The following is a 21,033-nucleotide window of genomic DNA, read 5'->3' on the forward strand; positions in this document are numbered from 1 at the left end:
AGTGGAGTCATGCCGAAAACCTCAGCGCGATTGCTGGCGCTGCTGTCGCTACTGCAGGCGCGCCGGGACTGGCCAGGGGCGCTGCTGGCCGAGCGTCTGGACGTCAGCCCGCGAACCGTGCGCCGCGACATCGATCGCCTGCGCGAGCTCGGCTACCCGATCGCCGCGATCAAGGGTCCCGAAGGCGGGTACCGCCTCGCTCCCGGCGCCGACTTGCCGCCCTTGCTGTTCGACGACGAACAGGCTGTCGCACTCGCCGTCGCGCTCCGGATCGCCGTCGCCTCGGGTGCGGGCATCGAGGAAGCGGCGATGCGCGCGCTGACCACGGTCCGGCAAGTCATGCCCGCACGGCTGCGCCGCCGCATCGACGCCCTGCGGATCACCGCCCTCGGCTCGAGCAAGCCGGGACCGCCCGTCGAGACCCACGTGCTCACGGCGATCAGCGCCGCCATTCACGCCCGCGAAGTGCTGCGCTTCGATTACGCCACGACAAGCCAGGCGGCGGCAGTCGGCGCGGCCACTCCAGCGCGCCGGACACAACCGCATCACCTCGTCGCCAGGGACGGACACTGGTACCTCATCGCATGGGACCTCGACCGCGAGGACTGGCGAATCTTCCGCGCCGATCGCATCACACCGCGCATCCCCACCGGGCCTCGTTTCTCGCCCCGTGAACTGCCCGGGGAGGATGTCGCTCAGTTCGTGACCAGCCGGTTCCGTGGCTCGGATGCTTCCGGAGACTGGCCGTGTCGCGGGGAGGTGATCCTCGGCCTCCCCGCCGCGGCGGTCGCTCCCTTCGCCTCCGACGGAGTCGTCGAGGAACTCGGTCCCGACCGCTGCAGGCTCGTCCTCGGCTCGTGGTCCTGGCCGAGCCTGGCGGCCGCCCTCGGCGCATTCGACGCGGACATCGACGTCATCGGACCGCGAGAACTTCGAGATGCTTGCGCCCGGCTGGCCCGCCGCTACGCCGATGCCGTTCGCAACGGCGCGCCGGAGTAACGACTGCCGACCGCGCTCGTCGAACCGGCAGGAACACGCGGAGGACATCGCTGTCGAAAAGCCGTCCGTGGACCGGCCCGCACTCGTCTTCGACCGCTCGCACCGAACCTGGATCGGGCAAGTCCTGAAGCAACGTGATTCATCGGTGATCGGGTGGGTAGTTCGGCGATGTCGAGATCTCCGAGACCGGGGTACTTCGGTGCAACCATTGGGGCGTCGGAGTTTGCGGACTGTGAGGACGTCGAACATGGCTGATTTGACCGAAGGTGTCTATCGAATCGTCAATGTCGGCACCGGTTGCGTGCTGGCGCTCGACAGTGCCGATCAGGTTCGGGTGGTCGGTGAGCCGGGTGTCGAGAACGGCTGGCAGCACTGGCTGTTGTCGACTGCGCCGGAATTCGGCGAAGGGATTTGGTTCATCGCGAGCGGCCGCACCGGCAGCAGGCTCGGCCTCGGCGATGGTCTGGTGACCGAAGGCGCCCATGTCGAGTGCAGCGGCACGCCGCTGGGCTGGCAGATCGCCACCGACGAAGCCCACACCGACCGCTATCGCATCGCGGTCTGGGCGGCAGGCGGCCTCGTCCTCGACGTACCCGGCCACGTGTGTGGTGTCGGTGCGGAGCAGATCGAGCTGACTCGGTACGCGCCCGGCAGCGACACCCAGGAGTGGCATTTCCAGCACACCTGATCGCGCCTGCCTCGCGCGTGAACGACCGCCGGTTCGCCCGGGTGTGGTTTCAGGTGGCGAGCAGTGCGCCGGCCAGAGCGATCGAGGTGATGCACACAGTCGAGGCGGCAGCCAGTACGAGGGGGCGAATGCCGACTCGCGCGAGGGTGTCGAGCCGCACTCCGGTGCCGAGGGCGAACATCGCGGCGGTGAGCAGGGTGGTCTGGGTGAAGCCTGCCGCGTCCAGAACGATCGCGGGGAGGGTGCCGGTGGTCCGGAGTCCCGCGCAAGCGAGGAAACCGAGCACGAACAGCGGAACCAGCGGCACGGACCGGCCTGATTCGTGTTGGCTGCTGCGGCGTAGATGCCAGCCGATGGCTGCCAGGACCGGGGCGAGCAGGGCGACGCGGGCGAGTTTGACCACGACGGCGGTGGTGAGCGCGGTGCCGCCGATGGCTCCGCCCGCGGCGACGACTTGCGCTACTTCGTGGATCGCGGCGCCCGCCCACACGCCGCTGGCGTGTTCGTTCATCCCGAGTGATTGCGCCGCGGGAGGCAGGATCGCGATGAGCAGCGTTCCGAAGACGACGACCAGCGCCAGTGCCGTGATGAGTTCTTCTTCTTTCGCTTCGGCCACGCCGTCGACAGCGGCCACCGCGGCGGCGCCGCAGATGGAGAATCCGCACGCGATCAGCAGGCGTTGGGTCCAGCTCACGCCCAGCAGCCGGCCGAGCAGCATGGTCACGCCGATTCCGAGGACGACGACCGCGACGACGACGGCGAGGGTGGCGGACCCGAGGCCGAGGATGTCGGTGAAAGTCACCTGGAGACCCAGCAGCGCCACGCCGAGGCGGAGCAGTCGTTTGGCGCAGAACTGCAGTCCGGGCTGGATGCGTTGCGGCAGGGAAACGAGGTTGGCGACGACCGCTCCGGCGATGATCGCGATCAGCAACGGGCTCGCTCCGGTGATCCACCGCGCCACCATCTCGACCGCGACGACGGCGAGCGCGGCGAGCGCGATTCCGGACCAGTGCGTGCGAAGCCAGGCGACGGCGCGGCCGCGGTCGGCGGGTGCGTCTGGTGAGTCGAGCTGGGCGTGGGGATGCGGTGGCGCAGACGGGTGGTGAGCCATGGTCCTCGAATCGGGTTGTCGATGCGGCGGTGGCCGCGCACCGGGCAGCTACACCCGGGGGCCGGGTGTAGCTGTGGCGCAAGCTATTTGGCTTGTGGTGCGGGCTGCTGCGCCGGGTCTTTGCAGTAGGCGAGTTCGGGTGGGCACGGCGCGAGGATGGTGGAGAAGTACTGGATGGCGGAGAACAGGGTGATGGGCCCGCCGGCCAGCACGATCCCGGCCATGGAGCCGACCGCGCCGAGGGTGGCCATGCCCAGGACGCATCCGGCGATGGTGGCGCCGACGAAGGGCACCAGCAGCGCGATCAGGGGGCTGGAAATGGCCGCTCCGGCGGCGGCGCCGACCAGACAGCCCACACCCCCGCCGAGGACCGCGCCGAGCACGGCGCTGACGGCGGCGCCGATGGCGGCGCGTTGGGCGAATACGCCCAGTGCTTGGGCGTCGCGGGGGGTGAAGGACTCCGCGACCTGTGCCGCGGCTTGGTCGACGGTGACGATGTCTTTTGCGGCCACCGGTGTGATGTGTTGCGGGTTGTCTTTCGACGGGGTCAGGGTTGCGGTGGTGCCGTCGATGCGCGCGGTGATCGGGTAGGCGGTGTCATCGATCCGGTAGGTCAGCGGGATGGCGGCGACGGGCCGATCGTCGCGATCGAGCAAGACGAGTTGCTCGTCGAGATCACGCAACGTGCCGTTCGCGATGGTGAGGACGGCGGAGTCGCCGGAGCGGACGACCTCGTACCGCACCTCCGCGCCCGCGGGATCGTCCATGGCAGGTGCGGCATGGGCAGTGGTGGCAGTGGTCGCCAGGGCCGCGGCGGCGAGTGCTGCCGTCACGACCGTCTTCCTCATTTTCATGACATTTTCCTCATCTTCGTTGATGAAATCCGGCACTACTGCGAGGTGGTCGCCAACGGTGCGCCGGTAGCCGCGGCGACGTCGAATTCGGTGACGCCAGGCGCACATTCGCGCAACGCCAACCCGGTGGGGGTGACGTCGATGACGGCGAGATTCGTGATGATGCGGTGCACCACCCGTTCGCCGGTGAGCGGAAGCGTGCAGCGGGAGACGATCTTGGGCGCGCCGGTCTTGTCGGTGTGCTCCATGAGGACGATGACTCGCCGGGCGCCGTGCACCAGGTCCATCGCGCCGCCCATGCCTTTGACCATGTGGCCGGGCACCATCCAGTTCGCCAGGTCGCCGGCGGCCGATACCTGCATACCGCCGAGGACGGCGGTGTCGATGTGGCCGCCGCGGATCATGCCGAAGCTGGTCGCGGAGTCGAAGAACGACGCGCCCGCCAGCACTGTCACGGTTTCCTTGCCCGCGTTGATCAGGTCGGCGTCGACGTCGGCCGCGTGCGGGTAGGGGCCGGTGCCGAGGATGCCGTTCTCGGAGTGCAGGGTGACGTGGACGCCGTCGGGCAGCTGGTCGGGGATCAGCGTCGGCAGTCCGATGCCGAGGTTGACGTATTCCCCGGCCCGCAATTCCCGTGCGGCGCGCGCCGCCATCGCGGTGCGGGACCAGCCGAGAACCGTTGTAGCAGTGGACATGTCAGTGCTCCTGGGCAATGGTGCGTTTCTCGATGCGTTTCGTTTGCCGTCCGGTGTGCACGATGCGGTGCACGAAGATGCCGGGCAGGTGGATCTGCGCGGGGTCGAGTTCGCCTGCTGGAACGAGGTTTTCGACCTGGGCGAGGCAGATTCGTCCGGCCGTGGCCGCGAGCGGGTTGAAGTTGCGGGCCGACTTGTCGAACACCAGGTTGCCGTCGGTGTCGCCGACGAGCGCGTGGACCAGCGCGTAGTCGGCGGTCAGCGCTTCCTCGAGCACGTATCGCCTGCCGTCGAAGGTGCGGACCTCTTTGGGCGGCGAGGCCACGGCGACCGAGCCGTCGGGCGCGTACCGCCAGGGCAGCCCGCCGTCGGAGACCGAGGTGCCAACGCCGGCGGGGGTGAAGAACGCCGGGATACCGGCCCCACCGGCGCGCAGCTTCTCGGCGAGGGTGCCTTGCGGCGTGAGCTCGACTTCGAGTTCGCCGGACAGGTACTGGCGGGCGAACTCGCTGTTTTCGCCGACATACGAGGCAATGATGCGGCGAATCCTCTTGTCCGCCAGTAGTATTCCCAGGCCGTGCTGATCGGTGCCGCAGTTGTTGGAGATGACTTCGAGGTCGGTGACATCGCGTGCGGCCAGCGCCGCGATGAGCGCGTCGGGGATGCCGCACAGACCGAATCCTCCTACCGCCAAACAGCATCCGGAGCCGATGTCGGCGACCGCCGCCGCGGCCGAGGCGACGACCTTGCTCACCGGATGACCTCCGGGGTGGACGCCGCGGCGGTGGCATCGATCAGCTCGCGCAGCAGTTCCTCCGCGCGCGGCCAGTAGCCGTAGCCGGAAGCCGGATTGAGGTGGCCGACGTCGCCGAGGTCCGCCAGGCGGCTGCCCCAGGCCTCGGCCATGCCCGCCACGCGCCGATAGGACGCGAGCGGGTCGGTGGTGGAGGCGGCCACGATGCTCGGGAACGGCAGCCGCCGCCACGGAATCGGATGCCAGCCACCCGCCGCCAACTCCTCCGGTGTCGGATACCCCTGTGGCAGAGGCGTTTCGAAGTCGGGCGGCGTGGCAAGCAGCGCCCCCTGCACGGGCCGGGTCGGCTGCTGCGCCCAATGCACGGTGATCATCACGCCCGCGCTGTGTGCCACCAACACCACCGGGCCCTCGATATCGGCGAGGACGGCGTCGAGTGCGGTGACGCGGGCGGAACGGGAGAGCCCGTCACGTTCGAGCGGCGGGACCGTGCGGACCTTGTCGAGCCGTGCGGCGAGCAGGGTCTGCCAGTGCTCGGGCACGTGATCGCGCAGTCCAGGCACGATCACGACGGTGGGTTCGGCGGTGTCGTTCATGGTGGGCGAGAACTCCTTTCGAGGTCAGAGCGAGGACGCGGGCTCGACGGCCACGAGTTTGCGCAGCCCCGCCGGGTAGGTGCGCTTGCCGAGCAGCAGGGCGGCGATGGCGACCAGGTAGACAAGCGGGGCCAGCCCCAGCGCGGTCGCCAACCCGACGTGATCGGCGAGGACACCGATGACGAACGGTCCGAGGGCGAGCCCGAGCAGGCTGTTGGCGAGAGTGAGGGTGCCGAAGGCCGACGCCCGCACCGAGGGGTGAGTGAGATTGGCGACCATGGCCGCGGTCGGCCCGGACGAGCCGCCGGAGAAGAAGGCGCCGATGCCGATCAGCAGCAGTTGCAGCGGGCCGGTGCCGAGACGGAAACCGACCGCGAGGCACAGCAGTGAGATGGTGCAGAACACGATGGCGGCGGTCCATTTGCGGGACATGTCCGCCTGGCCGACCCGGTCGGTGATCATGCCGCAGCACACCATCCCGGCGCCGATGAGCAGCACGAACACCGAGGCGACCGCGCCCGCTCGGTCCGGGGCCAGGTCGTAGTTGCGGTTGAAGTAGCTCGGCATCCAGGACAGCAGCACCGCGGCCGTGAATATCTGCAGTGCGCTTCCCACATACGCGCACAGCACCGCGGGGTTGGTGAACAGCGTCGAGACGGGCGCGCGAAAATCGTTGCCGCGCTGCGTAGGCCGCGCGTCGGAGACGACGGCGTGTTGTGCGAGTTTCGCCTCGCTCACGACGGTACGGAACAGCAGGGCCAGGATCAGGCCGAAGATCGCCATGGTGGCGAAGGACCAGCGCCACCCAAGGTGCACGGCGATGACGCCGCCCAGTCCGACGCCGAGCACCGATCCGAACGACCCGCCCGCCATGAACGCGCCGCTGAGAGCGGCGTGCACCCGGGGGGCGAACACGCCGAGCACCACCGCGATGCCGACGCTGCCGTAGGCGGCCTCGCCGACGCCGACCAGGAAGCGGGCGGCCAGCATCTGCTCGTAGCCTGCGGCGAGTGCGCACAGCAGGGTCGCGGCACTCCACAGCACGGCCATCAGCACCAGGCTGCGCACCCGTCCCCAGCGGTCGGCCAGCATCGACAGCGGTAGTGTGAGTATCCCGACCATCAGCGCGACGACGCTGGTGAGCGACGCCAGCTGCGAATCAGACAGCGCCCATTCGGTTTTCAAGAACGGGAAGACCGCGCTGAGGACCTGCCGGGACATGTAATCGGCCAGCAGCAGGCCGAATGCCAGCGCGAAGACCAGCCAGGGATAGCGTCGCCGAGGTCGCGGCGCGCTGGTGACCGCCGTAACCGGGGCGGTGACCACGTGGCCGTCCGCCCCGGCGGCGGTAGTGTGCAACTCCATTGGTGCTCCTACGAATCCGGTGCACCGAGACGGTGTGCGACGCACCGGAGCTGAGAAAGATGGGGTGAGGCCGGTTGCGGCGTACGCCCGGAGCCGGGCGGGGAGCGCAGTCCCCGCCCGATGTCGCCGGGCTCAGGCGTGGTGGGTGAATCCGACCTGGCCGGGCTTGCGGTTGGGCGCGAAGCCGACCTTGGCCAGCGTCTCGTCGGCGTCGGCGTAGCGCTCGTCGAGCCGGTAGATCTCGCGGGCCTCCTTGCCCGTTGCGACCTCGCGGCCCAGCTCGCCCGCGATGCGCACCAGCTGCTCGACCTGCTGAACCGAGGTCATCTTCTGTCCCACGCGGCCCCACAGGGTGTCCTCGTTGCCGCAGCGGGCGTGCAGGCCCATGGCGATGGCCATGGTGTTGATCGGCAGGCAGCTCCGCATCAGCGTCTCGAGCGTCAAGACGGCGCCGTCGGGGACGCGACGGATGAACTCCATCATGTTGTAGGGGTTGGGCCCGTCGAAGCCGCCGCCGATGCCGACCCAGGTGACCATGAGCGGGCCGGTGTAGACGCCGCGACGGATCAGCCGCTCCACCGTCTCCAGCTGAGCGATGTTCGCCAGCTGGAAGTGCGGCTGAATACCGGCCGCCTGCAACCGCTTCAGATGCTCTTCCACCCACGCGGGCCCGGCCGGAACGACCATCTCCCGGTACGCCTCGTACACCTCGGGCCGGGTGAACGAGGTGCCCGCGATGTCGTCGTCGGTCATCAGCTCGACGATGTTCATCTGGTTGGTGTTGATGGCGATGGTGACCTGGTCCGGTTTCGGATCGAGTTCGGCGAGCATGTGCCTGGTGTCGTCGGACAGCCATTTCGCGTCCGCCCCTTCGCCTTCGGGCGCGAAGGAGATGGAGCCGCCGACCTGCAGGATCATGTCCGGTACCGCCTCGCGAAGACGGCCGAGCAGTTCGTTGAACTTCGAAAGCCGCTTGGAGCCCTTGCCGTCGAGTTCGCGCACGTGGATGTGCAGCACGGTGGCGCCCGCGTCGTAACAGTCCACCGCTGCCTGGACGTGTTCGTCCATGGTCAGCGGCAGGTCCTCGCGGAAGTCGTCGAGCTCCCACTCCGGACCGTAGGGGGCCGCCGTGATGACCAGCTTGTCCTGGTTCTCCGGGAACAGCGAATCATCGTGGAAATGCATGAAAGTGCTCCGATCAGAATTGAACGATGTCGGCGGCGAGTTGTTTCACCGCGGTGCATCGTGGCTGTGATGGAACCCACAGTAAGCGGGATCACCGGCTGTTGCTTATCCTGACGGGACAGAAATGCATTCACTTCGGGACATAGAAAGGGCGGTCATCGCGTTCGACCGTGACCGACGGTGGCCGCTCGCGAACTGCGCCACGACCCGATCGTCACCAGCAGGCTGCTCGGTGAGGAGGTCTGGTGACTGCGACGAGCGATGGGTGGACTACCCCAGGGTCGATGTGTGCCAGGCGTGAAGGGTGTCGGCGACGAGCGCGGGGTTGTCCGACTGTGGGAAGTGCAGGCCCCAAGGGATGGTCGTGTCGCTCAGGTCGGACCGGAGCTTGCCCCAGTGGCGTCGGAAGCGGAAGTAGTCGCCGAACTGGCCGAAGATCGTCAATGTCGGTCGATCGGTGAGCATCGCCACGCCCCGCTCTGCGGCCGCCGACACGGTGGTGTCGCGTACGGCGTCCGCGAACATGTGGTGCGGGAACCGGCGCTTGTCGTGGTCACGGAGGCCGCGTCGCCATGCCCGCTTGGTTGCGCCATCCCAGTGCCGGCCCACGCCGAACCGGGTGGCGCTGGCCCAGGCCAGGATCCCCGTGAGCGTTGTTGCCTCGCGCATCGGAGCTGAGCCGAAGAACCGCAGGGCCAGGCGCAGCATCCCCCGAGGTTTCCAACCGAAAGTGTTGATGGCGATGAGCCCGGCTACCCGCTCGGCGCGTGCCTCCCGAAAGCCGACCGCGGCGAGAGTGGCCCAGCCGCCGGTGTCGTGCACGACGAGAGTCACGTCGTGGAGGTCGAGGTGATCGATGAGCTCTCCGATCGCGGCTGAGGCGCGGGACAGAGAGGCCGGTGCGGGGTCGGACAGGCCGGAGCCCGGGACGTCGAGAGTGACGCAGCGATAGCGGCCGGTGAGTTCGGCGAACAGGCCGTTCCAGAGCAACGACCACATGCCCACATGGACCATGAGCAGCGCGGGGCCGTCACCGCCGGTGTCGGTGTAGACCATGCGGCGGCCGTCGACGTCGAGAGCGTGCAAGGGGTATGGCCAGACGCTTTCGGGGAGCCAGTCTGGCCGATTGCCGATCGGATGCTGTTCGGTGTGGAGTTCCATACCTTTACGGACGGACTACTCTGCCGGAGTGTGACGGTCACATTCGTGTCTCCTCATTCGTCCTGTTGGACATGACCGACTCGACCGTGGACGCCGCCTGGCGTCGGCACCGCAAGCGCGTGCTCGACGTCTGCTACCGGATGCTCGGGACCCTCACCGATGCCGAGGACGCCGTCCAGGAAACGTTCGCCCGGCTCACTCGCACCGGCGTCGACGGGATCGACGATGTAGAGGGCTGGCTTGTCAAGGTCGCGGGGCGCGTCTGCCTGGATGCGCTGCGGGCAGGCTCGACGCGAAGAAAGTACGTCGGGCCCTGGCTCCCCGAGCCGTTGGTCGAGCCCGTGGGCACCGAGCCCGATCCGGCCGACCATGTGACGCTCGACGACAGTGTGCGACTGGCGCTGCTCGCGGTACTGCGGACCCTGTCGCCTGCGGAGCGGGTCGCGTTCGTACTCCATGACGTTTTCGGCCTGACGTTCGACGAGATCGGCGAGATCGTGGGAAGGAAGCCGGCCGCCGCTCGCAAGCTCGCCAGCCGTGCCAGGACGGTGATCCGGGACGACGCCGAACCTCGCTTCGACGTGCCCGCCGCCCAGGCCCGGGCGGTGGCGGAGCGCTTCGCTGCCGCATGCGTCAACGGTGATCTCGCCGCCCTGGCGTCCGTGCTCGCACCGGACGTGGTCGGCGAATTCGACTCGGGCGGCCGGATCGCCGGCGCACCGCGAGGCCCGCAGGTTGGATCGGAGCTCGTGTCCGTGGTCTTGGCGGCCTCGTTGTTCGGTACCGACGCGGATTTCCGAGTCACCGGTGTCAACGGCCAGCCAGGGGTTGTCGTATCGCTAGGGGGCCGCGTGATGGCCGTCATCGGGCTCGAGACCGACGGCCGGCTCGTCCACGCGATCCGTGCGGTGGGCAACCCGGAGAAGCTGGCCCACCTGAACCGCTGAGGCGCGGGTAGCCGGACGAGCAGAAGACGCTCGGCAGCAAGCCGATGCGACCGCCGATGGAGTGACGCGGACCACGGTCATCGAGGTGTCACAAAAGGCTCGGAGTCGGCGTCTTGTGTACGTCCGAGCGCAGAGAGCTACATCGCTCTCGCGCATGCAGCACGAGATCACGCTCCGGGGCCGACGCCCCAAGACCTCCGCAAGAACAACCAACACTCGAGGACGAGGTAATGAACAGTTCCACCAGCAGCCAACACGTCGCGCTGATCATCGGAGCGAACAAGGGCATCGGCCGCGCGGCTGCCGAGCAACTCGCCGCGCTCGGTACGACGGTTCTGATCGGTGCCAGAGATCAGCGGCAAGGAGAAGAAGCCGCCGCCACGCTGCGCGCCGAAGGCTATGACGCGCACGCGGTCACTCTTGACGTCACCGATCCCACGACCATCGAGTCCGCGGCGAAGCACATCGAGGAGCACTACGGTCACCTCGACGTGTTGATCAACAATGCCGGCATTACCGGCTCCGGTCAGGTATCGCCCGAAGACTCCCATGATCAGCTCCCCAGCACCGTCGATCTGAATATGGTCCGGGCGGTATTCGAAACCAACGTCTTCGGAGTGATCGCGGTGACCAACGCCGTGCTGCCCCTGCTCCGGCGCTCGCCTGCGCCGCGCATCGTCAACGTCAGCTCCCACGCCGCATCGCTGACGATCGCCAGCGACCCCGACGGTCCATTGGCGAAGCTGCCGGCATCGGCGGCCTACACGCCGTCCAAGTCCGCGCTGACCGCGCTGACCGTGCAGTACGCGAACGAACTACGCAAAGACGGCATCCTTGTCAACGCCGCCTGCCCCGGCTATGTCGACACCGATATCAACAACCACAGCGGGTTCCTGACGCCCGCACAGGGCGCCGCGGTCTTGGTGCGCATGGCCACGCTCGACGCCGATGGGCCGACCGGCGGGCTTTTCAGCGAGGACGGCCCTGTGCCGTGGTAACCGGCGCGAAAGGCAACGAGTGTCGCGAAACGGCTTGTGATCAGCGGGTTCTCACGAGGCCGGGTCGGCGCCGATCGACGCGGTCACCCAGGACACCGACGCCGCCCGGGTCGCCCTGGGTCGCATCGGTGCACAGTCCGCCCTGTCCGCGGGCGCTGATACCGATCGAACGCTGATCGTCGGGACAGGTCAGCTTGTGCGCACCGGGATCCCAGTCGGCGGCGGCGCGCAGCGAGCGGCTGGCGTCACCGTGGATGGCTTGCAGCATCGACCAGGTGCCGACCTGCGGGGCCCTACCCGTGTGCCCCGCCGCATCGATCAATCGACGCCAGTGGGCGCCGCGCCAATCGTCGGCGTCAGTGACGTTTCAGCCGTGGATAGACAATTCGCGGTTGTCAATCATCCAGGATTCTTGATTTCTCTTCTTTTCTGTTGTGCCATAACGTTTTCCAGCGTGAGCGAAAGCTTGCGCTGGAAAACAATCAAGGAGAAGAACATGGGTTCTGTGGCCGACATGATCGTGGGTATGCTTCCGAAGCTTATCGAGATGCTGTTCAGCGGTTCGTCCGGCGGCCAGTAATAAGCTGCCCCAAAACTGCGCTACCCCCGGATGGTCATTCACCATCCGGGGGTTTTCTTCGGTTCTTTCAGGAAGCCGAGCCTGTCCCGATCGAGCCGTCGGGCACCGTCGCGCCTTGCGAACCGGGCCGGTTGATGTAGACGGTCACCGGCGTCGAACCATTCGCCTCCACGCTGACTACTCGTGCTCCGGCGGGTGATGTCACTGTGCCGCCGTCGACTCGCACCTGGTATCCGTTCGGGTAGTGCACATCGGACACATAGATCTCGGTCGGTTTGCTCGCTGTGCGCGGTGTGTACCGGTAGGCGAAGTCGCCATTGTCCGCATCGAAGACCATCCGGCCCGGCGTGCCCGCCGTGGCCTGCGGATACGTTCGCACCAACTGCTGCCCGACAGCGCCGAGGAACGGATCGTGCGCCGGCCCGCTCGTGCGGAAGGTCGAGGAGTAGTGCCAGTAGTGCCAACTCGTGAACCGCTCGTCCGCCTTGACGAGAGTATTGCGCAGCACCGCCGGATCGCCGTCGCCGAATTCGGTGACCATTGTCGGTAGACCGGTCCTGCGGGTGAAGGAATCGATATTGTCCCAGGTCTTGTCGTGTTGCAACGGGCACAATCCGCGCAGGAATTCGGGCAACCCGTTGTAGATGGCGAGCTGGCTCGGGATGCAATAGTCGTGCGGCGCGAAGACGACGCCTGGTGTGGTGATGGGCGGATTCTTACCGAGATTCGTGGGCATGGTCTCGTTCCAGGTCACATTGGGTTCCCACAGCACCATGAGCCGGTCGTTGTGCGCGCGCACCGCGTCGGTCAGCTGCTGCATGGCCGCCTGGTACTTCCGGTCGAAGCCCGCGCAACCGTTCGGGAAACAGGACAGGAATGCCGAACCCGGCCACGGCTCGTTGAGCAGTTCGATGCCCAGCGCACCCGGGTGCCCGGACATCCTTGCCGCGAGCGCGCCCAGCGCCGCTCCCAGGTGGTCGAGTACGCCGTAGGTGTTGTCCCACACCTCATCCCAGCCCCGATTCATGCTCGGCATGAGGTAGAACAGGGGGAAGCCGGGGTTGGGTTCGTCCGCCCCGGGCCGGGCGCGGATCGCCCATTCCGGAAAACCGTTGCCGCCCCAGATCTTCGAGAGCCCGTCCTGATGATTGTCCAGGACGGTATGAATCCCATACTGCGCCAAGGTATCCACGACTTCGGCGACGCGATCCAGATACCCGGTGTCGACAACGCCCTCGGTCGGCATCAACGCGTCGAAACTGATTCCGAGCCGGACGGTGTTGAAGCCGTGCCGCGACAGCAACTCCGCGTCGTGCGCGGTCACTGTGAGTCCGTCACCGGGTTCGATATAGGGCGCATGCTTGTCCACATTGTTGACCCCGTGCAGCACCACGACTCGTCCATAGTCGTCGACGAACCGCGGGCCGTCCGCATGCAGGGCGGCAATACCCGCCGCGGCCACCGCAGGCGGCACCGGCGCCATAGCGATGCATCCGAGCGCCGCCACCGCTGCGGCCAGCGATCGGTTCAGCCACCGCATGCGTCTTCCCGGCATGCGTCTTACCGCCGTGAATCTCAATTCCGGATCCTTCCGTATGCCGAGTTGGAAATCGTTCTCATAGAACGCAATATCTCGATCATCCGCTCCAGTCGCTGTACCCGTTGGCGAAGCAGCTTGTTCTCCCTGGCCATGGCTCGGGAGGGACTGTCGACGATGCAGGTCCCGAATTCGGCGCGGCGAACCCACAGCCGCAGGGCTTCCGGGTGCACGCCCAGTTGCTCGGCCAGATTTCGGAAGGTCGGCTTGGGATCGGAGGCCTGATATCGGCGCACCGCCTCGGCTCGAAGTGCGTCGGAATACTTCTTCGGTGCTACCACCGTTGAACTCCTTCAGATCTTTCCGGCCCGCCGCTACTCGGCGCCCAGGGCGGCGGCGAGCAGCGGCCAGGACTTGTGCAGGTCGTCCTGCCAGTACCGCCAGGTATGGGTTCCACTGGGGCGGAATACGACCTGGGCGGGAATCCCCAATGCGCCGAGGCGTTCGGCGAATCGGTGGGTGCACTCGTTGGTGGCCGCTTCGATCATGCCGCCGAGCACCACCTGATTTGTCTTCGCATTGATCTGCGCGGGCGTCAGAGCGGGCGTGAGAGCCTCGGCCTCGCCGGGGAGACCGGTGCCGCTGGAGATGTAGATCGCCTTGCCGCGCAGTCGATCCGCGTTGACGATCGCATCGTTCTCGCGCCAGGCGGGATTGTCGGCGGCGCCCCACATGTTCTCCGGATTCCCGCCTCCGCGAGCCAGCACCAGCTCGATGTAGGCGCGACCGGCCGGATCGGACGTGGAGGCGCAGCCGCTGTAGGCGGCGACGGCGCTGTACAACGCGGGTTCGGCGGCGGCCAGATTGAGCGCCGAGGTGGCCGACATGGATACACCCGCAATGGCATTGACGCGCGAGGTGTGCAGTGCGGCATCGATGATCGGCGGCAATTCCCGGGTCAGGAATGTCGTCCAGCGGTTGCGGCCCAGCACCGGATCGTCGCGCAGCCAATCGGTGTAATAGGAGAACGCGCCCTCGGCGGGCGTCACGATATTCACATTCTTGTTCGCGAAGAATTCCACGATATCGGTCTGGTTGTACCAATTGGCGGCATCCTCGCCGCCGCCGGCGCCATTGAGCAGATACAGCGTGGGACTCGGCACGTCGGTGCCGGCCGACCGGAGCACCCGCACGGGGATTGTCTGCCGCATCGCTTCCGAGTACACGTAGAAGGTCTGCTGACGCTGTCCGGGACTTTCGACGCGCTCCAGGTGGGCGGCGGCCGCGGGCTCGGCCAGCGACGTGTTCAGGCCGACCAGGGAGACCGACAGCAGCGTTGCTGCGATGATGAAAGAGGCGATGTTCGCCGGATGAATTCGCCTCGACGACAAGGCTGGCTCCTCGAAGGATGGTTCGGCGCGCGGTACGACGCCGCCGCGGACGAGTCGGGTCTCCGGGCCGTGGCCTGCCGCGCTGCCGGCCACGGCCCGGCGGCCTCAGCTGCCGATCAGGTTCTTGATCACGTCGGTGATGATGTCGGTGACCGAACCGGTGGAGCTGAGCCCGTTCTGGGAGGAACCGAGGCCCCCGTCGTCGAGGCTGCCCAGTAGCGCCTCGCCGGGATTCGCGTTGCGGCCGGCGAAGCACACGGTCATGCCGTGCTGCTCGGAGCCGACGCCGACGGTGCCGTGGACCTGCATGCCGCGACTGACGACGAGCTGCCCGGCCTTGATGCTGTCGGGCACCTTGTAGGTGAATTCGGCGGTGACCGTGTTGCCGGAGTTGACGAACCATCCGGTGCTGTTGACTCCCCAGCCCTCACCGCTCGGCTCAACGGTCACCTCGTTGGTCTGCTGCCCCTGCCCGAAGTGGTAGGCGGTGACCTCGGCCTTGACCGGCTTGCCGAAGCCCAGCGGCGGGAAGTCGACGATCCCGTTCACGTACGGGTTGCCGATGCTGGTGGTGCCGACCACCAGCTTGTAGGTGACCAACGTGCCCGGGGCCGCGTCTTTGACGTCGACGCTCTTGTCGTAGGTGTGGGTGATCCAGACGCTGCTGATGCCAGGGTTGTAGTCCACGTGCTTGGACTGGACGCAGGGCTGGGTGGCCGGCTCCGCGGTGGCGGTCGCGGAGCCGAGCGCGATGCCCGCACCCGATACGACCAATGCGGTCGCCGAAATTCCGGCGGCCAATCTCGAGATTTTACGCATGATTCCTCCCAACGATTCCGGAGAATGCAGAATCGTTTGCAAGCGAGCATTTATCGAAGTTGAGCGGAACGCTCACTCCGAGAAACGCTAGAGCACAAGGGAGCAGAACTTAAATCCAGATTTCCGGGCCATTGACAACACCCGTTTGTCAATCGCGCCGGAACTACTGTTTCCGCTCGGGCTCACCGCGCCGCTAGCTTTTCCGTGCACGACTCTGAGTCTCGTTGGACTCAGGACCTCGATCCTCGAGAGGAAGACATGCGATTGCGAGGCCGATTCTCCGCACCGGCTGCGGCGGCGCTGTTGTTCATGGGACTTGCGGCCAACCAGGCGCCGCTCGCGAACGCCGACGAACCGGCCGCCTGGACACTGCCCGCGCTCACCGTCTCCGATGGCGCGATCACCGACGTCACCGGGCGGACGGTGGTGCTGCGCGGAGTGAATGTCAACCAGCTCAACGACTATGCCCAGAACGATCCCGCACTGCCGGTCGTCGCTCCGCTGGACCGCACCGATTTCGCGGAGATGGCCGCGCTCGGCTTCAACGTGGTACGGCTCAATATCGCCTGGTCCGCACTCGAACCCACGCCGGGCGCATTCGACCGGGACTATGTGGCCCGCATCCGCGACGCCGTCGACGACGCCAAGGCCTACGGCATCTACACCGTGCTGGATATGCATCAGGACGCGTGGGGCAAGTCCGTCGGCACGCCGAAGGGCGAGCGCTGCCCGGCACTCATGACCCCCGGTGTGGGCTGGGACGGCGCACCCGGCTGGGCGACCATCACCGACGGCTGGACCACCTGTAACTTCGGCGGGGTCCGGGAGACCGCGCCCGCCGTCGCCCGCGCCTTCCAGCATTTCTACGACGACACCCAGGGCATCCAGACTCATCTCATCGACACCTGGGCGCGGCTGGTCGCCGAATTCCGGGACGAGCCCGCCATCGCGGGTTATGACCTACTCAATGAGCCGAATCCTGGTCTGCGCGATCCGTTTTCGGCAGCCGACCAGCTGGGGCGGTTCTATCGGCGTGCCATCGCCGCCATCCGGCAGGCCGAGCGCGGCGGTCCCGCGCGCCTGGTGATCTTCGAGCCCAGCGCGATCTGGTCGGCGTTCGGCATCGATGCCACGCCGCCCGCGAAGTACATCAACGATCCGCTGGCGGTGTTCTCACCCCACCTTTACAGCGAATCCATCAATGTCAGCAATACCTTCCCGTCGATCGAGCTGGGCTTTCAGCTCGCCCTCACCGCCGCCGCCAAGTACGGCGCGCCACTGTGGACCGGCGAGTGGGGCTGGTTCGGCGATCCGGCCACCGACGCCGCGAAGGTCGACCGATTCGTCGACCAGATGAACGCCACCCGGGTCGGCGGCGCGTGGTGGGCGTGGACGCAGGCGTGTGGCGACCCGCACGCCGTCCGCGACGGCAACACGGGCAAGCCGCAGGGCAACCTGAACCGCATCGATTGCCCCTCGGGCACCGAGCTGGGCCAAGCCGCCGGATTCGCCCGGCCGCTGGCTCGCGCCTACCCGCGCGCCGTCCCCGGCACGCTGACATCGATCACCGCGAACGGTTTCACCGGCAATGGTTCCGGACACCTGGAGGCCTGGTATCCCGGTGCCGTGCGCCCGAATCTGCGGTCCGCCAACGTCTCGGACCTCACGTTGACTCAGGTCGACGGTGGCTGGCGGCTGACTGGGACCACAACCGGCTCCTACTCGATCGAGCAGTCCTGACGTGCCTCGCCGCGCGGTCCACCTCAGGAAGATCGGGATGCTGAATGATTGCTGACTATTTGGCAATGAATTCCGAAAAGCCATCCATTCAGAGTGATCTGCGACCTAGACTGCGCGCCATGGAAGTGCACACCCGCCAATTGCAGTACTTCATCGCGGTAGCGGAGGAGTTGAGCTTCACCCGCGCGGCCCAGCGACTCCACGTCTCGCAACAGGGCCTGAGCACCCAGATCAAACAGCTCGAACACACGATGAACGTGGTGCTGTTCTCGCGCACCACCCGCCTCGTCGAGCTGACCGCCGCTGGCACGGTGTTCCTCCAGGATCTGCGAGGCGCGCTGACCAGCTTGGACGCGGCGGTCGACCGCGCACGGTCGGTGCACCGCGGCGAACAGGATCGCCTGGTATTGGGCGCGCTGGAGGGCGCCGCGCTGACCTTGACCGAGCCGATTCTGGACGCGTTCCGCAAGCGCCATCCCGGGATATCCGTGGAATTGCGGCATTTCACCTATGAGGATCCGTCCGCCGGTCTGACGACCGGATCGGTCGACGTGGCATTCACGCGGCGCCCGTTCCTCGATGACGGCGTCCGATTCGAGTTGTTGTTCGCCGAGCCGTTGATAGTGTTGCTGCCCGCCGGTCACCGGTTGGCGAACCGCACCGCGGTGCAAGCACGCGAACTGCTCGACGAACCGATTCTCGGCGCCAAGACCACCGATCCGGTGTGGAATGCCTTCTGGGAGTTGGCCGACCACCGCGACGGTCGCCCCGCCCCCGTGGTGTCCCGGTCGAACTCGCTACTGGAGGAACTGCACAAGGTCGCGACCGGTGTAGGCGTCGTACTCAGCGTGGCGTGCGCCCGCTGGATTCCGTTCCCCGGCGTGCGCATGGTGCCGGTGGTCGACCTCCCGCCCAACGAGGTCGCGGTCGGCTGGCGCGTCGCGCAGGAATCGGCGCTGGTCCGCTCCTTCGTGGGCGTCGCGCGAACCACCCGCGACGCCCACCCGGAACTGATCGCACAGCTGCAGAAACCCGACTTCGCGGACTGCACGGTACCTCCGCACCTGTGATCGACGGCCGGGGCAGGTCGGTACGTGACAGTGGCTCAGGGCGGTCATCTGCCCTGCCGACGCCTGCGATCGAGTCGTGGTTCGCCGCTCCGGAGTTTTGCGCCGCGAGCAGGCTGGCAAACGGCGTGGCCGTGAGTGGTCCGGTCGAGCAGGCGGCCGAAGATCGCTCAGCCGGAGTCGCGTGGGTTCCGCAGGATCGCGACGACAGTGCAGGCTCGCCCACCCGCCCCCATGATCGGTGACGGTTGTGCCGAGCAGTACATCTAGACCGGTGGGAGATCGGTTCCGGTGAGCGCCGGGGCGACCCAGGTGGTCAGGTAGGCGCGTAGATCTTCGCCGCGGCGCGGTGGGCGGCCGGGGTCGATGACGAACGACTGGACGATTCGCAGCATGTGTTCGACGAGCTGGTCCAGCTGGGGGCCGGAGATTCCGGCTGCGGCCCAGTCGACGGAGAAGCGTTGTAGCAGCGATCGGCCGAATGCCAGTGCGGTGTCGGAGGTTACGCCCGCGGTGAAGGCTCCGGCGCGGCCTGGGCCGAGCAGCAGGTTGAGGTATTTCTCGTGCGGCAGGCGTTCGAGGGTGTAGGCGATACCTTCCACGACCGCGGTGGCGGGGTCGCGAATGTCGTTCAAATGCTCGGCAAGGACGTCGAGGAAGTGAGCGGTCTGAGCGACGGCGGTCGCGGTCAACAGGGCGTCGGCGCTGGGGAAATAGCGGTACACGGTCTGACGTGTCACCCCGAGGTCACGCGCGACCTCCGCGACGCTGAACTCGCTGCCGGATCGGTCGATCGCGTGTCGTGCTGCGGTCAGGATACGTTCGACGGCTTCATCATCGTCCGCGGGTGTCGCGCCGGACCATCCATGCGTGCGCACCGGATTCTCACTCCTTCACCCGCGGCGATCGCGGTCGAGATTACCGGGCCGTCGCGGGCGGCGCACACGCCGTGATGATCGAGCGGCCCACAAAGCTTGACCATACACATGATAATAGATGTATGGTCGTCGCTGGTTCGTCTCGATCGAAGGAAAGACAATGACCGCTACGCCGCCACCTCGACCCAAACAGCTCGACTCGCCCGTACTGCCGAAGATCTTCAAATACACAGGCAGAATCCAGGTTTGGGTCTACAAACGTTCGGGTGGGCGCATCGGTGGAAAGTGGCGCGTCGGCGCCGGATTCCGCAAACCGGTACCGACCCTGCTGCTCGAGCACCGCGGCCGGAAAACCGGGGCTGTCTACACCACGCCGTTGCTCTACATCACCGACGGCGCCGACATTGTCGTTGTCGCCTCCCAGGGCGGGCTCCCCAAACATCCGCAGTGGTACCACAACCTGCGAGCCAACCCCGACACCCACATTCAGATCGGCCGGAACCGCGCTGCCGTATGCGCAGTCACCGCCGACCCACAGCAACGCGCCTGCCTGTGGCCGAAGCTCATCGACGCCTATGCCGACTTCGATACATACCAGGCATGGGCCGAGCGGGAAATCCCTGTCGTCATCCTCCAACCCCGCAAAGAACACGACTGACCCGACCGCTCTCGGCGATCACTCCGGTCTTCCCGCGGATTACCCGATCGTGGTCATCCGCTACGGCCACGCCGGACGGCGCATACTGCCTTCCGCGTGCGCAGCGGCCGCCGAATTCACCCACGGCAGTGACCATCTGGTCATCGATGAGATGCTGCTGACCCCCGATCTACCGCCGATTGGCCGACACGGCCATCCGGCCGGGTGGCCCATCGTATGACGGGCCACCCGGAGGAACTCACTTCGCCGGAAACGGCGAGTTGATCGTGGTGAAGTACTGGATCGCCGCGCCCGCGGCGACCGGGGCGGTGACCAGGATCTGGCCGGCGAGCGTACCGAGGGCGCCGACGGCGATGATGCCGCCCAGGCAGCCGACGGCGGCGGCGGGGATGAACGAGCCGAAGAGGCCGATGATGGTGGCGGAGGCGACGGTGGCGCCGGCGATGCCGCCCAGAACGCAACCCGCGGCGGCGCCGGTGAGGCCGCCGACGAGGGTGCCGATGGTGGCACCCATGCTGATGGTGCTGGTCATGCGGGACCAGGCTGCCTGTTCCCGTTCGTATTCGTTCTTCCACGGCGCCTTGTCCTCGAAGGGCAGCGCGACCGGCTTGTAGACGGCCTCGTCCATGGACAGTTGCGGGGTGAGGGTGGCGGTGCGGCCGTCGATATCGGCGCGGATCGGGAACTGGAAGTCGTCGATGGTGAAGGTCAGTGGCGTCGCGGCGATCACGGTCCCGTTCGGCGACTTCACCTTCAGCGCCCCCTCCTCGACCGAGAGTGCGCCGGAATCGATCTCGACGATCGAGGCGGTGTCGGTGGCGTGCGCGGTGAAGGACACCGGCGTTTCCGGGGTGGCGTGCGCGGTGGCGGTGGCGGTGGTCAGCGCGGCGAGTGTCAGCGCGGGCAGGGCCAGGGTCCTCATCAGCATGGAGATGTTCCTCGTTGTCGAACGTCGCCGAGCGGTGCGTCGGCGGTCCTACTATTGACAATGATTATCATTAGTGCAAGTC

The 21,033-nt window shown here is 67.0% G+C and carries 23 protein-coding genes; 8 read left to right on the top strand and 15 right to left on the bottom strand.

The genetic code is table 11. The features are described from left to right. The first annotated feature begins 9 nt into the window (after window positions 1–9). Both AB0H50_RS30605 and AB0H50_RS30610 read left to right on the top strand, forming a co-directional pair. Window positions 10–999 carry a WYL domain-containing protein gene (locus AB0H50_RS30605; RefSeq protein WP_357459425.1) on the top strand — a complete coding sequence of 330 codons (990 nt, stop codon included), beginning with the start codon at window positions 10–12 and terminating at the stop codon, window positions 997–999. A 247-nt stretch (window positions 1,000–1,246) separates the two neighbouring features. Then, window positions 1,247–1,687, top strand: a complete 441-nt coding sequence (locus AB0H50_RS30610; RefSeq protein WP_357459428.1) for a hypothetical protein — start codon at window positions 1,247–1,249, stop codon at window positions 1,685–1,687. Between the two features lie 49 nt (window positions 1,688–1,736). Here the strand turns inward: AB0H50_RS30610 and AB0H50_RS30615 are convergent, their stop codons facing one another. The 8 genes from AB0H50_RS30615 to AB0H50_RS30650 form a co-directional block, all read right to left on the bottom strand. Next, window positions 1,737–2,651, bottom strand: coding sequence for a putative sulfate exporter family transporter (locus AB0H50_RS30615; protein WP_357459859.1), 915 nt, complete (start codon window positions 2,649–2,651; stop codon window positions 1,737–1,739). A gap of 230 nt (window positions 2,652–2,881) precedes the next feature. Further along, window positions 2,882–3,652, bottom strand: coding sequence for a hypothetical protein (locus AB0H50_RS30620; RefSeq protein ID WP_357459431.1), 771 nt, complete (start codon window positions 3,650–3,652; stop codon window positions 2,882–2,884). A gap of 35 nt (window positions 3,653–3,687) precedes the next feature. Beyond that, complete coding sequence (locus AB0H50_RS30625) at window positions 3,688–4,347, bottom strand: 3-oxoacid CoA-transferase subunit B (RefSeq protein ID WP_357459434.1); 660 nt, start codon at window positions 4,345–4,347, stop codon at window positions 3,688–3,690. 1 nt (window position 4,348) lies between these two features. Beyond that, window positions 4,349–5,101 carry a CoA transferase subunit A gene (locus tag AB0H50_RS30630; protein ID WP_357459437.1) on the bottom strand — a complete coding sequence of 251 codons (753 nt, stop codon included), beginning with the start codon at window positions 5,099–5,101 and terminating at the stop codon, window positions 4,349–4,351. Next, on the bottom strand, window positions 5,098–5,697 hold the full coding sequence (locus tag AB0H50_RS30635; RefSeq protein ID WP_357459439.1) for an alpha/beta fold hydrolase: 600 nt from the start codon (window positions 5,695–5,697) through the stop codon (window positions 5,098–5,100). The genes AB0H50_RS30630 and AB0H50_RS30635 overlap by 4 nt, the downstream gene beginning before the upstream one ends. Window positions 5,698–5,721: 24 nt before the next feature. Beyond that, on the bottom strand, window positions 5,722–7,062 hold the full coding sequence (locus AB0H50_RS30640) for an MFS transporter (protein WP_357459442.1): 1,341 nt from the start codon (window positions 7,060–7,062) through the stop codon (window positions 5,722–5,724). A gap of 132 nt (window positions 7,063–7,194) precedes the next feature. Beyond that, window positions 7,195–8,247: a 3-keto-5-aminohexanoate cleavage protein gene (locus AB0H50_RS30645; protein ID WP_357459445.1), complete on the bottom strand. Its 1,053-nt coding sequence runs from the start codon at window positions 8,245–8,247 to the stop codon at window positions 7,195–7,197. Window positions 8,248–8,517: 270 nt separating this feature from the next. Continuing rightward, a complete protein-coding gene (locus tag AB0H50_RS30650; RefSeq protein ID WP_357459447.1) occupies window positions 8,518–9,408 on the bottom strand; it encodes an alpha/beta hydrolase in 891 nt (296 codons plus the stop codon). A gap of 71 nt (window positions 9,409–9,479) precedes the next feature. On the opposite strand from AB0H50_RS30650, the gene AB0H50_RS30655 reads away from it, so the two are divergent. Both AB0H50_RS30655 and AB0H50_RS30660 read left to right on the top strand, forming a co-directional pair. Then, complete coding sequence (locus AB0H50_RS30655) at window positions 9,480–10,355, top strand: sigma-70 family RNA polymerase sigma factor (RefSeq protein ID WP_357459450.1); 876 nt, start codon at window positions 9,480–9,482, stop codon at window positions 10,353–10,355. A gap of 230 nt (window positions 10,356–10,585) precedes the next feature. After that, complete coding sequence (locus AB0H50_RS30660) at window positions 10,586–11,353, top strand: SDR family oxidoreductase (RefSeq protein WP_357459453.1); 768 nt, start codon at window positions 10,586–10,588, stop codon at window positions 11,351–11,353. Between the two features lie 40 nt (window positions 11,354–11,393). Here AB0H50_RS30660 and AB0H50_RS30665 read toward each other — a convergent pair whose 3' ends face one another. Beyond that, entirely contained in the window at window positions 11,394–11,621 is a 228-nt protein-coding gene (locus AB0H50_RS30665; RefSeq protein ID WP_357459456.1) for a hypothetical protein, read from the bottom strand. A 33-nt stretch (window positions 11,622–11,654) separates the two neighbouring features. Here AB0H50_RS30665 and AB0H50_RS30670 point away from each other — a divergent pair, with 33 nt between their 5' ends. Continuing rightward, on the top strand, window positions 11,655–11,933 hold the full coding sequence (locus AB0H50_RS30670) for a hypothetical protein (protein WP_357459459.1): 279 nt from the start codon (window positions 11,655–11,657) through the stop codon (window positions 11,931–11,933). Window positions 11,934–12,000: 67 nt separating this feature from the next. Here AB0H50_RS30670 and AB0H50_RS30675 read toward each other — a convergent pair whose 3' ends face one another. The 4 genes from AB0H50_RS30675 to AB0H50_RS30690 all read right to left on the bottom strand — a co-directional run bounded on the left by AB0H50_RS30675 (window position 12,001) and on the right by AB0H50_RS30690 (window position 15,680). After that, window positions 12,001–13,473 carry a cellulase family glycosylhydrolase gene (locus tag AB0H50_RS30675; RefSeq protein WP_357459462.1) on the bottom strand — a complete coding sequence of 491 codons (1,473 nt, stop codon included), beginning with the start codon at window positions 13,471–13,473 and terminating at the stop codon, window positions 12,001–12,003. Window positions 13,474–13,508: 35 nt separating this feature from the next. After that, window positions 13,509–13,811, bottom strand: coding sequence for a transposase (locus tag AB0H50_RS30680; RefSeq protein ID WP_357459464.1), 303 nt, complete (start codon window positions 13,809–13,811; stop codon window positions 13,509–13,511). 33 nt (window positions 13,812–13,844) lie between these two features. Beyond that, on the bottom strand, window positions 13,845–14,804 hold the full coding sequence (locus AB0H50_RS30685; protein ID WP_357459862.1) for an alpha/beta hydrolase family protein: 960 nt from the start codon (window positions 14,802–14,804) through the stop codon (window positions 13,845–13,847). 162 nt (window positions 14,805–14,966) lie between these two features. Beyond that, window positions 14,967–15,680, bottom strand: a complete 714-nt coding sequence (locus AB0H50_RS30690; protein WP_357459466.1) for a hypothetical protein — start codon at window positions 15,678–15,680, stop codon at window positions 14,967–14,969. Window positions 15,681–15,989: 309 nt separating this feature from the next. Between AB0H50_RS30690 and AB0H50_RS30695 the strand changes: the two genes are divergently transcribed. Both AB0H50_RS30695 and AB0H50_RS30700 read left to right on the top strand, forming a co-directional pair. Beyond that, window positions 15,990–17,420 carry a cellulase family glycosylhydrolase gene (locus tag AB0H50_RS30695; RefSeq protein WP_357459865.1) on the top strand — a complete coding sequence of 477 codons (1,431 nt, stop codon included), beginning with the start codon at window positions 15,990–15,992 and terminating at the stop codon, window positions 17,418–17,420. 119 nt (window positions 17,421–17,539) lie between these two features. Continuing rightward, window positions 17,540–18,490, top strand: a complete 951-nt coding sequence (locus tag AB0H50_RS30700; RefSeq protein WP_357459468.1) for a LysR substrate-binding domain-containing protein — start codon at window positions 17,540–17,542, stop codon at window positions 18,488–18,490. Between the two features lie 263 nt (window positions 18,491–18,753). Here the strand turns inward: AB0H50_RS30700 and AB0H50_RS30705 are convergent, their stop codons facing one another. Further along, window positions 18,754–19,365 carry a TetR/AcrR family transcriptional regulator gene (locus AB0H50_RS30705; RefSeq protein WP_357459471.1) on the bottom strand — a complete coding sequence of 204 codons (612 nt, stop codon included), beginning with the start codon at window positions 19,363–19,365 and terminating at the stop codon, window positions 18,754–18,756. 160 nt (window positions 19,366–19,525) lie between these two features. Here AB0H50_RS30705 and AB0H50_RS30710 point away from each other — a divergent pair, with 160 nt between their 5' ends. Further along, complete coding sequence (locus tag AB0H50_RS30710) at window positions 19,526–20,023, top strand: nitroreductase family deazaflavin-dependent oxidoreductase (protein ID WP_357459474.1); 498 nt, start codon at window positions 19,526–19,528, stop codon at window positions 20,021–20,023. Window positions 20,024–20,261: 238 nt separating this feature from the next. On the opposite strand, the gene AB0H50_RS30715 is transcribed toward AB0H50_RS30710, so the two are convergent. After that, window positions 20,262–20,951 carry a hypothetical protein gene (locus AB0H50_RS30715; RefSeq protein ID WP_357459476.1) on the bottom strand — a complete coding sequence of 230 codons (690 nt, stop codon included), beginning with the start codon at window positions 20,949–20,951 and terminating at the stop codon, window positions 20,262–20,264. Between the last annotated feature and the right edge of the window lie 82 nt (window positions 20,952–21,033).

The organism is Nocardia sp. NPDC050793 (assembly GCF_040654065.1).
GTDB lineage: Bacteria > Actinomycetota > Actinomycetes > Mycobacteriales > Mycobacteriaceae > Nocardia.